This window comes from Limnospira fusiformis SAG 85.79 (assembly GCF_012516315.1).
GTDB classification, from domain to species: domain Bacteria; phylum Cyanobacteriota; class Cyanobacteriia; order Cyanobacteriales; family Microcoleaceae; genus Limnospira; species Limnospira fusiformis.
Genome location: NZ_CP051185.1, coordinates 3,622,030 through 3,634,774 on the forward strand (window position 1 = coordinate 3,622,030; position 12,745 = coordinate 3,634,774).

Below are 12,745 nucleotides of genomic sequence, written 5' to 3' on the forward strand. Positions count from 1 at the left end.
GATTGTATTAATCACAGACGATACTCTACTCCCTGTCAATGGGTTTTGACAAGGGGGAGATCATGGTAAAATGGTGGGAAAGTGTGTCTAATTGCGAATATTTGGGCGCACTATAGCCAACAGGATTATAGTTTAAACAATCATTGGGTGAAGACATTGAATTCGGAATTGTTGAGGGTGTTACCTATAGATGCCCGTGTCATTGTTGAAATTAGCGATCGCCCTAACCCAGATCTGAAGTCAGCCTATCTGCGGAATAACCCAGAATGCCAATATTGGCAGATTTCTCCCCATCAGGACTTGACAAAAAGCACAATTTGTGATTCGATGGGGAGGATAGATGTTTTGGTTTATGGCTGTGTCAATTCTCCGGATCAGGATTTTGGTAAACTGGTCAATGATTACAGTCGCTGGCTGAAACCTAACGGTCAATTTATCGCTGATATTCCTAACAGTCAATATTGGCGGCGGCTAGTTAGTTTACCGTTGGATAAGCCACAGTTGTCGGGTGTAGGTTTAAGTTTACAGGAAATCCGATCGCATTTTAACCAAGCGGGATTATATATCTATGAAGTGCGGACAAAAGGCGATCGCACTTGGGAGTTTAACCAGTTTTTAGAGAGACAGAAATCAGCCAATCCCTCTACTGTTGTCTACCTGAAAGAGTATAGAGCGCAAACGGTAGCGGAAAACTATCTAGTGCGGGGCATCAAGTCGAGTCACCCCCCAAGACGGCTATTAATCCAAACGGCAATCATGGCACCAACTGGGTGCGATCGGATTCGAGTTTTAGACCCCGATCGCTTTAGTGCCACTATTCCTGGAGTCCGCACCTTTTCTTCAGTCAGATCAGCGCGAATTATACCCACTATACCACAGGAAGCCAAAATTTTCATCTGGCAGCGCACCATCATGTCAGCGGGAGAACATCTTTCCGTGCTGAAAAGACTACTACAGGAAAACTATTTAATCATTGCTGAAATTGATGATAACCCCCTACGTCGCCGAGAATATGCAGATCATAATTATTTGAGTTATCGAGGCTGTCACGGTGTCCAAACCTCCACTAAACCTTTGGGAGTATTTCTGCAACAATTTAATCCTAATATAGCAGTTTTTCCTAACCAACTAACCGAAGTTTCCCCCCCACGCCATAATTATGACAACGAGAAAATCAGTCTATTTTTTGGTGCATTAAACCGCGAGAAGGACTGGGAACCCATTATGGCATCTCTAAATAAAGTTTTATCAGCCAATTCCGGTCGAGTCCTGGTGCGAGTAGTTCACGATCGCCAATTTTTTGAAGCCTTAGCCACCGACCAAAAAACCTTTGAACCTTTCTGCCATTATAACCGCTATTTAGAAATTCTGCAAAACTCCGATATCGCCTTACTTCCCCTGACCCCCACACCAGTTAATCTCATGAAATCAGATTTAAAATTCCTAGAATGTGCAGGTAGTGGGGTAGCCGTCCTCGCGAGTCCTACCGTTTATGAATTATCTATTCAGCCGGAAAAAACCGGGTTAATTTATCGGACGATCCGAGAATTTGAAACCCAACTCAACCGCCTAATTAATAACCATACCTTACGCCGCCAAATTGCCGAAAATGCCTATAATTGGGTTAAACAAAATCGGCTACTTTGTCACCATTACCAACAGCGTCACCGCTGGTATTTAGAAATGTGCGATCGCCTCCCAGAGTTAAACAGACAACTCCAGCAAAGAGTCCCGGAACTGTTTAATAATCCCTAGAAATAAATCCCCCCATGTCAGTGATATAGGGGGGATAAACTGTTAGATAAACTGTTAACTATCTAACACCCATTTTAACAGGATAGGGTTAACCAACTCCGGTGCTTCATCCTGGGGGCAATGTCCAACCCCCTCCAGAGGAATAAACTGTTTTACTGTGTCAAATTTAGCTAATTCTTGTCCAAGTTTTATCGGTTCCCATGGGTCTTCTGTCCCCCATAAAATTATCGCCGGACAGGGAAGAATGGGGAGTAAATCTTCTGGTAAAGGTCCTTGAGAATAAGTAGTAAAAGCCACAAAAACATCGACAGCATTGGGGTCATTGGCGGGGGTGATAAGCATGGTCACTAATTCATCGGTGACAGCCTCTTTGCGCCGATAAGCCTGTAGGAGGATATTACGGACAGTTTTAGGAGTAGCAAGTTGTCGAAAAAATAGCTGACTAACCCATCGTAAACCTAACACTTTTTGGGCTAATTCTGCACCCATACCCCGATACCAGGGTATTTCTGCCCTTTTGCGATCGTGTAATAGTCGCAGAGAACAATTTAATAAACCTACAGCGATCGCTATTTCTGGGTGAGAGACAGCCGCCTGCATAGCCACAATACAACCAATAGAATTTCCCACTAAAAAAGCCGGACTTCCGACCACCTCCCGACAAAAATCTGCCACTTGATCACCCCAAGTTTCAAAGGTATAAGATAGGCTACTACAGGGTAAAGGTTTAGCTGACCCACCAAACCCTAAAAGGTCGATCGCAAATACCCGACATTGATTAGCTAAAATAGGGATATTTTTGCGCCAGTGTCCCCAACTTGCACCAAACCCATGAATTAATACTACCGCTGGTCCTGTGTCTCCAGCGGCGCTATAACAGATAGGAAATCCTTTCCACAGCCAAGTTTGAGTTTCTACGGTAGTTGTTGTCATGGGAACAGTTAATCTTGAATAATTGATAATCGATAATTATAGCAATCTTCAATGATTAAGAATGGCTAATAGGTAACAGGGAATGGCAGAATTTGGTAATTATGAGGTGATCATTCCCTATCAGACAATTATCAATCATCCATTGTCGATAACTTCTTCGACTTCTTCCATGGTTTCTTCTATGGTTTCTTCTATGGTCGGTTTTTCGATGGGTTTAACAAATAAATTATTAGCCCTAACAAAACAATTGGCGGGAGTTCCGTCAGCTTTTTCTTCAATATATATCCACGGTTTCAAATCAGAATCCAAAGTGACAATAAACCCACCATAACTCAACTTACCAGTAAATACCTCATCAGTCTGTAAACGTTCAACCACCGGAAAATTGATAATGTTAGGAAAACCAGATTTTTCCGGGTTCCATACTTCTTTAATTGATTCAGAACCCATGCGACAATTTAAGCCATTGGGGTCGGGGTCAACTACCTGCCAATATAGGTGACTAGAATTGCCAATATAATCACCATTATCATTAGGTTGTGGTAAAGAAGTATCCGCTAAAACCCCTGCTGTACCAACGCCAAACACTAATCCAGCAATTAGAACTATCATTAACCCCAAAACTGGTAATTTCTTTAACATAATCTTCCTCTGAATATCTGACAAATATTTAGTCATGAATTCCCCCAATACTTGCTCTGGGCTACTCCTAGGGCATATGATCAGATATCAGGCGCAACCCGCGAGGTGGGTGGTCAGCAGAGTGTATGAGATACCTTACTGATTACCCTGAGTCTAACCTTCATCAACCGCCATAGGGATAGGGCGATTTGAGTTGGGGGGAACCCCTAGCAGCACTATCTCATCAAGTCCGGTAAGACCCCACAAGTTTTCCCTTCCCCGGTTGTCTGATATGTTTTTAAAAACTGGTGCGCCTTCCGCCTTTCCAGGGGTTGACGAGAACCCGAATCCGTGATAAGATTGGATATAGTCTTTTATAATTGACTATAAAACACTAAAAAAATTAGGCATATTCCCATTATATAAAATATAAACCCATGGTCAAGGGATAAGTCAACCTATACCCCCCAAATGATGGGTTTTTTTACAAAAATTTACATATTAGCTGGGCTACTTTGTGGACAAGTGAGGCGTGTGAAATCCCCCAATTAATTTGCTAAAGTGGAGAATATGTTAAGATTCCGAATAATGGTCAACACAGACATTTCCCTGAGCTTTCACGCGCTATCTGACCCCCTACGGATTCAGATTCTAGAACTCTTACGCCACCAGGAATTATGCGTGTGCGAAATCTGCGAAACCTTAGAGGTTAGCCAGTCGAAACTGTCCTTTCATCTCAAAACGCTCAAAGAAGTGGGATTAATCAAAGGACGACAAGAGGGCCGCTGGATATATTATAGCATTAACCTGAGTCAAATGATTATCCTAGAAGAATATCTAGGGGAGTTTCGGCGATTTAGTCCAGTGGTTCCGGCTTTACCTTGCTCAAATTAATCATCATTTTCGGAGTTAGGGGGAGTGACTGGCTGTGATGATTGGGAGGTCAAGGCTTTAAGCGATCGCACTTCTTCCTGTAGTCGTTTAACCTCCTCTAACAATTGTTCATTAGACTGTGATAATTGCTGCGCCTGGCTACTAAGATAAGGGTCACTTTCCCACCAATTAATCCCAATTTCCTTAGCCTTATCTACGGAAGCAATTAATAAACGAATGCGGATACTTAACAATTCCGTAGACCCGACCGAGACGGAAATATCCCCAGCAATAACTATGCCTTTATCCAAAACCCTCTCTAGGATATCCGCGAGGGATGAACCGGAGGTAGACATCGGCACTCCGCGCTGAGGACTAGATGAACGTGATTGTAATGTCATTAATCACCCTCATAAACAACAAACAGGCGATTATCCTGTTGTGTCAAATAACTTTTTCTTAACAGCGAGCGCAAAGCATCAGTAGTTTGCACCCTGTTTAACCCCAAAGCTATCTCAATTTCGGAGACTCGCGCCCCATCAGAGTCTTTGATATAAGTATAGATTTTCTGTTCGGTATCGGAAAGATTATTAGGTACTGATGAAGTGGTCAATTCTTCCCTAGGGGGTAAAGCGATAATCTGGTCATTTTCCAGTCCTGATAAATGGTCAAATATCTGATGAAGTCGGCTTTCTAATTCAGCAATATCTCCAATAGCGCGCGATAAGAGGATATCACGGCAAACCTCTTGAAAATCGGGGTCAATGGGAACAATAGGGATATTATGTTCTTGACATATTCTGGCTAGCATCAAACTAGGTCGCAACCCAGAGGCTTTATCGGCGTTAGTTTGTTGTCTGGCTACCGTCTGAATTTTACTAGGGGCGATCGCATGGGTAGCCTCTCGGAATTGCTGCACTAATGTTACAATAGTTTGGGCTTCTTCCGGTGTAACTGCCACTTTTTGGATGAGGATTTCCTGTTGGGTAGCCTCGTCCGGTTCCGGCATATTCATGGTAATGAGGCGATCAAGTAAAGCATCCTGGGTGCTATAAACGCCACAGTATTCTTCAGGATTAGATGTAAAAATCGCCCGAAAATGGGGGTTAACCCTAATATATTCGGAACGGCTGTTATTGGGAGGCAGCACTAATAGTTTTTCCTCTAAAGCCGATAACAGAACGTTATTGACTTCAGGGCGGGAACGGTTAAACTCATCATAAACGAGGGTAAATCCTTCGCGACAGGCGAGGGTTAAACGGGAATCAATCCAGTTTTGCTTGAGTGAGTCTTCTAATTTAACTACACTGTGGATAAAGTTATCCACCACTTTTTTACGGGTGTAACCAGTTTGATTACCAATCATATCGGAGGACTTGAGTTCATCGTCCCCAAAAATCAACATAATCGGACGATTAAGCAAATCTGCCAAATGTAGGGCGAGGGTAGTTTTTCCGGTTCCCGCTGGTCCGCGCAAATGCACAGAAAACCCTGATTGAAGATACCGCAACGCCCTAACTGTAATTCTTTCAATGGCTGGAGTGTTAACAAATCCTTTAGGAACAGCACGAAGCACAGTGGTCATATTAATGTTAGATTGTAAGCTACCAGGCTAGGGATATTTTAGTCCCGAACCCTATTTTCATTTGATCTGTTGGCATAGTAGGCTTGAACGCTCTGAACAATCCAACCTTGGTTCAGAAGTTATCGCAAAGCATAAACGGTTTGAATGCGATTTAACTGCAAATCCTCCTCAATATCAGTCAATCGTACCCTCGACTGCTGATAAATGTAATCATAAACCCGTTCATCCGGGGTTAGGGGGATGAGGAACAACAGTAGTTGGTTTAGGCTGATTAGGGGGAACTGCTGGTTTTGTTGGTTCAGCAACCACCACAGCGGTAGGTGTTGTTGATTGGGCTGCTGTGGTAGTACTAGGCGCTGATTTAACCGCCTTCGGCTTGGTTTGAGGAACCAATGTTTGACTAGCCTTCGCCTTCTGAGGCGTTGCTGGGGTCGATTTCACCCTTTCACCACCCCAAACTGACTTTTCCCGTTCCCGACGATACTCTTGTAATTGCATCCGAAACTTACCCATATCCTCAAACATGGACTGAATACCTGCTAGGCGTTCGGCTTTCGCCTCTTGGGTTTGCTGTAGCAATTTTTCAGCCATAATGGTGCGGATAATATTGAACTCTTGCAAATCCCCTTGTACCTGCTGGGCGAGTTTTCGGCGACCGGCAGCTCTTTCCTGGTCCTGTTGTTGCCACTGCTGTTGCCATTGAGCAACCGTATCTCGAAGTTCCGCCCGAAAATCCCGTAACTCCTGCGCTAATTCCTCAGCTTTTTCGGCTCGGGACTGGGCGCTCTCCTCCAGAAAGGTAGCAGTTTCTTTCTGAAGCGATCGCACAAACTCTTTTAAATCCTCAGCTAGTTGTTCTGCTTGCTGACGATGGTTATTATGAGCGTCTGCCAAAAAGGCTTGATTTTCTTGTTTTAATTGAGATACAAAAGCCTGTCGATCTTGTTTTTGAGTGATCGCCTGGCTGTATCGTTCTCGTTGCCATAAACCGATCGTCGCCCAAATCTGTTTTTGGCTTTCAGCCAAAACCTGGCGACGCTCTAGGTGGCTTTGTTGCCAATCATCCTGTAACGCCATAGTACTTAACGATATCCCCCCAGTTGGTAGTTAAGCATCGGACATCTGTGGTTTTCTGTGGTTTTCTGTAGTCTTTCCTGTCAGCCTTACTTTAGGGTCTTCCCTAGAGAATCATATAGCCCCCTGAAACTCAGGCATTGGCTTTCCGACTCAGATTCAGGCTGTAGCTAGATGGACTTAATCAGAAGACAGAATCAGATGTCCGACCGCTAGTTAACTGTGAAACCCTTTATACAGAAGGAACAGCAGCTTGAGCCGTTAGACCCACAGCTTCTGCATATTTGAGGTAAGTTTCCACAGATGCAATCACAACCCTTGCTTCTACCGATAACAGTTCTATGCCCACTAAGGAAACACGAACCCAGGCATCAATTACAATCCCTTTATCTAGGATACGATCAATAACCTCAGCCAAGCTCGAAGATGAGTTTACTTTTTCAACTGCCATGAGTCAATTACCTCTTAATTTTCATATTGACACCCCCACCGTCCAGCTAGGCTGTGATGGTAGATTGTTGCTAGTATTACTGTTGACCAGGCTACCAGGGAAGTCCTGTTATCCTCCGTCATACAGAATCCAGACAGATTTAACCGTCAAGAATGTGGCAATAGCCCGAAGCTTCTGAGTATGATACAATCAATAGTGAGGCAATCATGCCATTGGTGAAGGTATCTCTCAAAGCCTCCAACATTCTGTTCAAAGAGGACTATTGTCACGTACAAATCGCCTTTTTAAAACCAAGATATACAGGCTATGTACTTCACGTCCACCCTTAAACAGCTATGGAGCATCATCCTACGACAACGGTTTGGAGTCTATCAGTACTTGGGTATAATGTCAAGCATTTTGGTAATAATTATTAGGGTTTGACTAGCCTTCGCCTTCTAAGGCGTTGCTGGGGTCGATTTCACCCTTTCACCACCCCAAACCGACTTTTCCCGTTCCCGACGATACTCTCGTCATTGCATCCGAAACTTACCCATATCCTCAAACATGGACTGAATACCTGCTAGGCGTTCGGCTTTCGCCTCTTGGATTGGCTGTAGCAAGTTTTCAGCCATAATGGTGCGGATCAGATCATATTGAACTATTGCCATACCTGCTGGGCGAGTTTTCGGCGACCGGCAGCTCTTTCCTGGTTCTGTTGTTGCCACTGCTGTTGCCATTGAGCAACCGTATCTCGAAGTTCCGCCCGAAAATCCCGTAACTCCTGCGCTAATTCCTCAGCTTTTTCGGCTCGGGACTGGGCGCTCTCCTCCAGAAAGGTAGCAGTTTCTTTCTGAAGCGATCGCACAAACTCTTTTAAATCCTCAGCTAGTTGTTCTGCTTGCTGACGATGGTTATTATGAGCGTCTGCCAAAAAGGCTTGATTTTCTTGTTTTAATTGAGATACAAAAGCCTGTCGATCTTGTTTTTGAGTGATCGCCTGGCTGTATCGTTCTCGTTGCCATAAACCGATCGTCGCCCAAATCTGTTTTTGGCTTTCAGCCAAAACCTGGCGACGCTCTAGGTGGCTTTGTTGCCAATCATCCTGTAACGCCATAGTACTTAACGATATCCCCCCAGTTGGTAGTTAAGCATCGGACATCTGTGGTTTTCTGTGGTTTTCTGTAGTCTTTCCTGTCAGCCTTACTTTAGGGTCTTCCCTAGAGAATCATATAGCCCCCTGAAACTCAGGCATTGGCTTTCCGACTCAGATTCAGGCTGTAGCTAGATGGACTTAATCAGAAGACAGAATCAGATGTCCGACCGCTAGTTAACTGTGAAACCCTTTATACAGAAGGAACAGCAGCTTGAGCCGTTAGACCCACAGCTTCTGCATATTTGAGGTAAGTTTCCACAGATGCAATCACAACCCTTGCTTCTACCGATAACAGTTCTATGCCCACTAAGGAAACACGAACCCAGGCATCAATTACAATCCCTTTATCTAGGATACGATCAATAACCTCAGCCAAGCTCGAAGATGAGTTTACTTTTTCAACTGCCATGAGTCAATTACCTCTTAATTTTCATATTGACACCCCCACCGTCCAGCTAGGCTGTGATGGTAGATTGTTGCTAGTATTACTGTTGACCAGGCTACCAGGGAAGTCCTGTTATCCTCCGTCATACAGAATCCAGACAGATTTAACCGTCAAGAATGTGGCAATAGCCCGAAGCTTCTGAGTATGATACAATCAATAGTGAGGCAATCATGCCATTGGTGAAGGTATCTCTCAAAGCCTCCAACATTCTGTTCAAAGAGGACTATTGTCACGTACAAATCGCCTTTTTAAAACCAAGATATACAGGCTATGTACTTCACGTCCACCCTTAAACAGCTATGGAGCATCATCCTACGACAACGGTTTGGAGTCTATCAGTACTTGGGTATAATGTCAAGCATTTTGGTAATAATTATTAGGGTTTGACTAGCCTTCGCCTTCTAAGGCGTTGCTGGGGTCGATTTCACCCTTTCACCACCCCAAACCGACTTTTCCCGTTCCCGACGATACTCTCGTCATTGCATCCGAAACTTACCCATATCCTCAAACATGGACTGAATACCTGCTAGGCGTTCGGCTTTCGCCTCTTGGATTGGCTGTAGCAAGTTTTCAGCCATAATGGTGCGGATCAGATCATATTGAACTATTGCCATACCTGCTGGGCGAGTTTTCGGCGACCGGCAGCTCTTTCCTGGTTCTGTTGTTGCCACTGCTGTTGCCATTGAGCAACCGTATCTCGAAGTTCCGCCCGAAAATCCCGTAACTCCTGCGCTAATTCCTCAGCTTTTTCGGCTCGGGACTGGGCGCTCTCCTCCAGAAAGGTAGCAGTTTCTTTCTGAAGCGATCGCACAAACTCTTTTAAATCCTCAGCTAGTTGTTCTGCTTGCTGACGATGGTTATTATGAGCGTCTGCCAAAAAGGCTTGATTTTCTTGTTTTAATTGAGATACAAAAGCCTGTCGATCTTGTTTTTGAGTGATCGCCTGGCTGTATCGTTCTCGTTGCCATAAACCGATCGTCGCCCAAATCTGTTTTTGGCTTTCAGCCAAAACCTGGCGACGCTCTAGGTGGCTTTGTTGCCAATCATCCTGTAACGCCATAGTACTTAACGATATCCCCCCAGTTGGTAGTTAAGCATCGGACATCTGTGGTTTTCTGTGGTTTTCTGTAGTCTTTCCTGTCAGCCTTACTTTAGGGTCTTCCCTAGAGAATCATATAGCCCCCTGAAACTCAGGCATTGGCTTTCCGACTCAGATTCAGGCTGTAGCTAGATGGACTTAATCAGAAGACAGAATCAGATGTCCGACCGCTAGTTAACTGTGAAACCCTTTATACAGAAGGAACAGCAGCTTGAGCCGTTAGACCCACAGCTTCTGCATATTTGAGGTAAGTTTCCACAGATGCAATCACAACCCTTGCTTCTACCGATAACAGTTCTATGCCCACTAAGGAAACACGAACCCAGGCATCAATTACAATCCCTTTATCTAGGATACGATCAATAACCTCAGCCAAGCTCGAAGATGAGTTTACTTTTTCAACTGCCATGAGTCAATTACCTCTTAATTTTCATATTGACACCCCCACCGTCCAGCTAGGCTGTGATGGTAGATTGTTGCTAGTATTACTGTTGACCAGGCTACCAGGGAAGTCCTGTTATCCTCCGTCATACAGAATCCAGACAGATTTAACCGTCAAGAATGTGGCAATAGCCCGAAGCTTCTGAGTATGATACAATCAATAGTGAGGCAATCATGCCATTGGTGAAGGTATCTCTCAAAGCCTCCAACATTCTGTTCAAAGAGGACTATTGTCACGTACAAATCGCCTTTTTAAAACCAAGATATACAGGCTATGTACTTCACGTCCACCCTTAAACAGCTATGGAGCATCATCCTACGACAACGGTTTGGAGTCTATCAGTACTTGGGTATAATGTCAAGCATTTTGGTAATAATTATTAGGGTTTGACTAGCCTTCGCCTTCTAAGGCGTTGCTGGGGTCGATTTCACCCTTTCACCACCCCAAACCGACTTTTCCCGTTCCCGACGATACTCTCGTCATTGCATCCGAAACTTACCCATATCCTCAAACATGGACTGAATACCTGCTAGGCGTTCGGCTTTCGCCTCTTGGATTGGCTGTAGCAAGTTTTCAGCCATAATGGTGCGGATCAGATCATATTGAACTATTGCCATACCTGCTGGGCGAGTTTTCGGCGACCGGCAGCTCTTTCCTGGTTCTGTTGTTGCCACTGCTGTTGCCATTGAGCAACCGTATCTCGAAGTTCCGCCCGAAAATCCCGTAACTCCTGCGCTAATTCCTCAGCTTTTTCGGCTCGGGACTGGGCGCTCTCCTCCAGAAAGGTAGCAGTTTCTTTCTGAAGCGATCGCACAAACTCTTTTAAATCCTCAGCTAGTTGTTCTGCTTGCTGACGATGGTTATTATGAGCGTCTGCCAAAAAGGCTTGATTTTCTTGTTTTAATTGAGATACAAAAGCCTGTCGATCTTGTTTTTGAGTGATCGCCTGGCTGTATCGTTCTCGTTGCCATAAACCGATCGTCGCCCAAATCTGTTTTTGGCTTTCAGCCAAAACCTGGCGACGCTCTAGGTGGCTTTGTTGCCAATCATCCTGTAACGCCATAGTACTTAAGGATATCCCCCCAGTTGGTGGTTAAGCATCGGACATCTATGGTTTTCTGTGGTTTTCTGTAGTCTTTCCTGTCAGCCTTACTTTAGGGTCTTCCCTAGAGAATCATATAGCCCCCTGAAACTCAGGCATTGGCTTTCCGACTCAGATTCAGGCTGTAGCTAGATGGACTTAATCAGAAGACAGAATCAGATGTCCGACCGCTAGTTAACTGTGAAACCCTTTATACAGAAGGAACAGCAGCTTGAGCCGTTAGACCCACAGCTTCTGCATATTTGAGGTAAGTTTCCACAGATGCAATCACAACCCTTGCTTCTACCGATAACAGTTCTATGCCCACTAAGGAAACACGAACCCAGGCATCAATTACAATCCCTTTATCTAGGATACGATCAATAACCTCAGCCAAGCTCGAAGATGAGTTTACTTTTTCAACTGCCATGAGTCAATTACCTCTTAATTTTCATATTGACACCCCCACCGTCCAGCCAGGCTGTGATGGTAGATTGTTGCTAGTATTACTGTTGACCAGGCTACCAGGGAAGTCCTGTTATCCTCCGTCATACAGAATCCAGACAGATTTAACCGTCAAGAATGTGGCAATAGCCCGAAGCTTCTGAGTATGATACAATCAATAGCGAGGCAATCATGCCATTGGTGAAGGTATCTCTCAAAGCCTCCAACATTCTGTTCAAAGAGGACTATTGTCACGTACAAATCGCCTTTTTAAAACCAAGATATACAGGCTATGTACTTCACGTCCACCCTTAAACAGCTATGGGGCATCATCCTACGACAACGGTTTGGAGTCTATCAGTACTTGGGTATAATGTCAAGCATTTTGGTAATAATTATTAGGGGTCGAGAGAGAAGTCACCTTCTCCCCCTCCCCTTCAAAACCGTGCTTGAGACTTTCACCTCACACGGCTCGTAGGGTGCGTCATATCAAGTCCGGATAATCAATTATAGTGAAGTCTCGATTTGAGGCCACCAATGAAAACTCATCAAGCCTCGAATTAATTCGCGCTGTTCCCACAAACTTCGGCAGCTAGCACACAAGAGTTCCTCTAGCTGCTCAAGATTCTCAAATGAGCGATTGGCAATGGGTTCATCTACCAGAGGCCACAGTCTTTCCGCCGGTTGCAGTTCCGGGGAATGGGACGGTAGAAACATTAAATGCAGTCCTTCGGGTACTTTCAGATTCTTACTGATATGCCATCCGGCTTGGTCAACCACTAACATAATGTGTTGATTTGGACCTAT

The 12,745-nt window shown here is 44.5% G+C and carries 17 protein-coding genes and 1 pseudogene; 2 read left to right on the plus strand and 16 right to left on the minus strand.

Annotated elements, in window-relative coordinates; genetic code table 11:
• Window positions 1-81 precede the first annotated feature (81 nt).
• Window positions 82-1,755 carry a glycosyltransferase family protein gene (locus HFV01_RS17030; protein WP_006620376.1) on the plus strand — a complete coding sequence of 558 codons (1,674 nt, stop codon included), beginning with the start codon at window positions 82-84 and terminating at the stop codon, window positions 1,753-1,755.
• 54 nt (window positions 1,756-1,809) lie between these two features.
• Here the strand turns inward: HFV01_RS17030 and HFV01_RS17035 are convergent, their stop codons facing one another.
• Together HFV01_RS17035 and HFV01_RS17040 are read right to left on the minus strand one after the other, a co-directional pair.
• Window positions 1,810-2,688 carry an alpha/beta fold hydrolase gene (locus HFV01_RS17035; protein WP_006620377.1) on the minus strand — a complete coding sequence of 293 codons (879 nt, stop codon included), beginning with the start codon at window positions 2,686-2,688 and terminating at the stop codon, window positions 1,810-1,812.
• A 135-nt stretch (window positions 2,689-2,823) separates the two neighbouring features.
• Window positions 2,824-3,330, minus strand: a complete 507-nt coding sequence (locus tag HFV01_RS17040) for a hypothetical protein (RefSeq protein ID WP_006670796.1) — start codon at window positions 3,328-3,330, stop codon at window positions 2,824-2,826.
• A gap of 567 nt (window positions 3,331-3,897) precedes the next feature.
• On the opposite strand from HFV01_RS17040, the gene HFV01_RS17045 reads away from it, so the two are divergent.
• Window positions 3,898-4,203: an ArsR/SmtB family transcription factor gene (locus HFV01_RS17045; protein WP_006620379.1), complete on the plus strand. Its 306-nt coding sequence runs from the start codon at window positions 3,898-3,900 to the stop codon at window positions 4,201-4,203.
• Here the strand turns inward: HFV01_RS17045 and HFV01_RS17050 are convergent.
• The 14 genes and pseudogenes from HFV01_RS17050 to HFV01_RS17100 all read right to left on the minus strand — a co-directional run.
• Window positions 4,200-4,583 (minus strand): gas vesicle protein, encoded by a 384-nt coding sequence (locus HFV01_RS17050; RefSeq protein WP_006670797.1) that lies wholly within the window; start codon window positions 4,581-4,583, stop codon window positions 4,200-4,202. The two genes, HFV01_RS17045 and HFV01_RS17050, sit on opposite strands and share 4 nt — an antisense overlap.
• On the minus strand, window positions 4,583-5,767 hold the full coding sequence (gene gvpN / locus HFV01_RS17055) for a gas vesicle protein GvpN (protein ID WP_006620381.1): 1,185 nt from the start codon (window positions 5,765-5,767) through the stop codon (window positions 4,583-4,585). The genes HFV01_RS17050 and gvpN overlap by 1 nt, the downstream gene beginning before the upstream one ends.
• Before the next feature lie 222 nt (window positions 5,768-5,989).
• A complete protein-coding gene (gvpC, locus tag HFV01_RS17060; protein ID WP_006620383.1) occupies window positions 5,990-6,844 on the minus strand; it encodes a gas vesicle protein GvpC in 855 nt (284 codons plus the stop codon).
• 229 nt (window positions 6,845-7,073) lie between these two features.
• Complete coding sequence (gene gvpA / locus HFV01_RS17065; protein WP_006616598.1) at window positions 7,074-7,292, minus strand: gas vesicle structural protein GvpA; 219 nt, start codon at window positions 7,290-7,292, stop codon at window positions 7,074-7,076.
• A 512-nt stretch (window positions 7,293-7,804) separates the two neighbouring features.
• Entirely contained in the window at window positions 7,805-7,942 is a 138-nt protein-coding gene (locus HFV01_RS30855) for a hypothetical protein (RefSeq protein ID WP_008049827.1), read from the minus strand.
• Window positions 7,933-8,388, minus strand: a complete 456-nt coding sequence (gene gvpC / locus HFV01_RS17070) for a gas vesicle protein GvpC (protein WP_260378305.1) — start codon at window positions 8,386-8,388, stop codon at window positions 7,933-7,935. Before gvpC (HFV01_RS17070) ends, HFV01_RS30855 begins: the two co-directional genes overlap by 10 nt.
• A 229-nt stretch (window positions 8,389-8,617) precedes the next feature.
• The gene (gene gvpA / locus HFV01_RS17075) at window positions 8,618-8,836 is read right to left on the minus strand and encodes a gas vesicle structural protein GvpA (RefSeq protein WP_006616598.1); all 219 of its coding nucleotides are present in this window, start codon (window positions 8,834-8,836) and stop codon (window positions 8,618-8,620) included.
• A gap of 512 nt (window positions 8,837-9,348) precedes the next feature.
• Complete coding sequence (locus HFV01_RS30860) at window positions 9,349-9,486, minus strand: hypothetical protein (protein ID WP_008049827.1); 138 nt, start codon at window positions 9,484-9,486, stop codon at window positions 9,349-9,351.
• Window positions 9,477-9,932: a gas vesicle protein GvpC gene (gene gvpC / locus HFV01_RS17080; protein ID WP_260378305.1), complete on the minus strand. Its 456-nt coding sequence runs from the start codon at window positions 9,930-9,932 to the stop codon at window positions 9,477-9,479. The genes HFV01_RS30860 and gvpC (HFV01_RS17080) overlap by 10 nt, the downstream gene beginning before the upstream one ends.
• A gap of 229 nt (window positions 9,933-10,161) precedes the next feature.
• The gene (gene gvpA / locus HFV01_RS17085; protein WP_006616598.1) at window positions 10,162-10,380 is read right to left on the minus strand and encodes a gas vesicle structural protein GvpA; all 219 of its coding nucleotides are present in this window, start codon (window positions 10,378-10,380) and stop codon (window positions 10,162-10,164) included.
• A gap of 512 nt (window positions 10,381-10,892) precedes the next feature.
• Window positions 10,893-11,030 carry a hypothetical protein gene (locus HFV01_RS30865; protein WP_008049827.1) on the minus strand — a complete coding sequence of 46 codons (138 nt, stop codon included), beginning with the start codon at window positions 11,028-11,030 and terminating at the stop codon, window positions 10,893-10,895.
• The gene (gvpC, locus tag HFV01_RS17090; RefSeq protein ID WP_260378305.1) at window positions 11,021-11,476 is read right to left on the minus strand and encodes a gas vesicle protein GvpC; all 456 of its coding nucleotides are present in this window, start codon (window positions 11,474-11,476) and stop codon (window positions 11,021-11,023) included. The genes HFV01_RS30865 and gvpC (HFV01_RS17090) overlap by 10 nt, the downstream gene beginning before the upstream one ends.
• A 229-nt stretch (window positions 11,477-11,705) precedes the next feature.
• Window positions 11,706-11,924 (minus strand): gas vesicle structural protein GvpA, encoded by a 219-nt coding sequence (gene gvpA, locus HFV01_RS17095; RefSeq protein ID WP_006616598.1) that lies wholly within the window; start codon window positions 11,922-11,924, stop codon window positions 11,706-11,708.
• 521 nt (window positions 11,925-12,445) lie between these two features.
• A pseudogene (locus HFV01_RS17100) lies at window positions 12,446-12,745 on the minus strand (transposase); the annotation flags it as partial.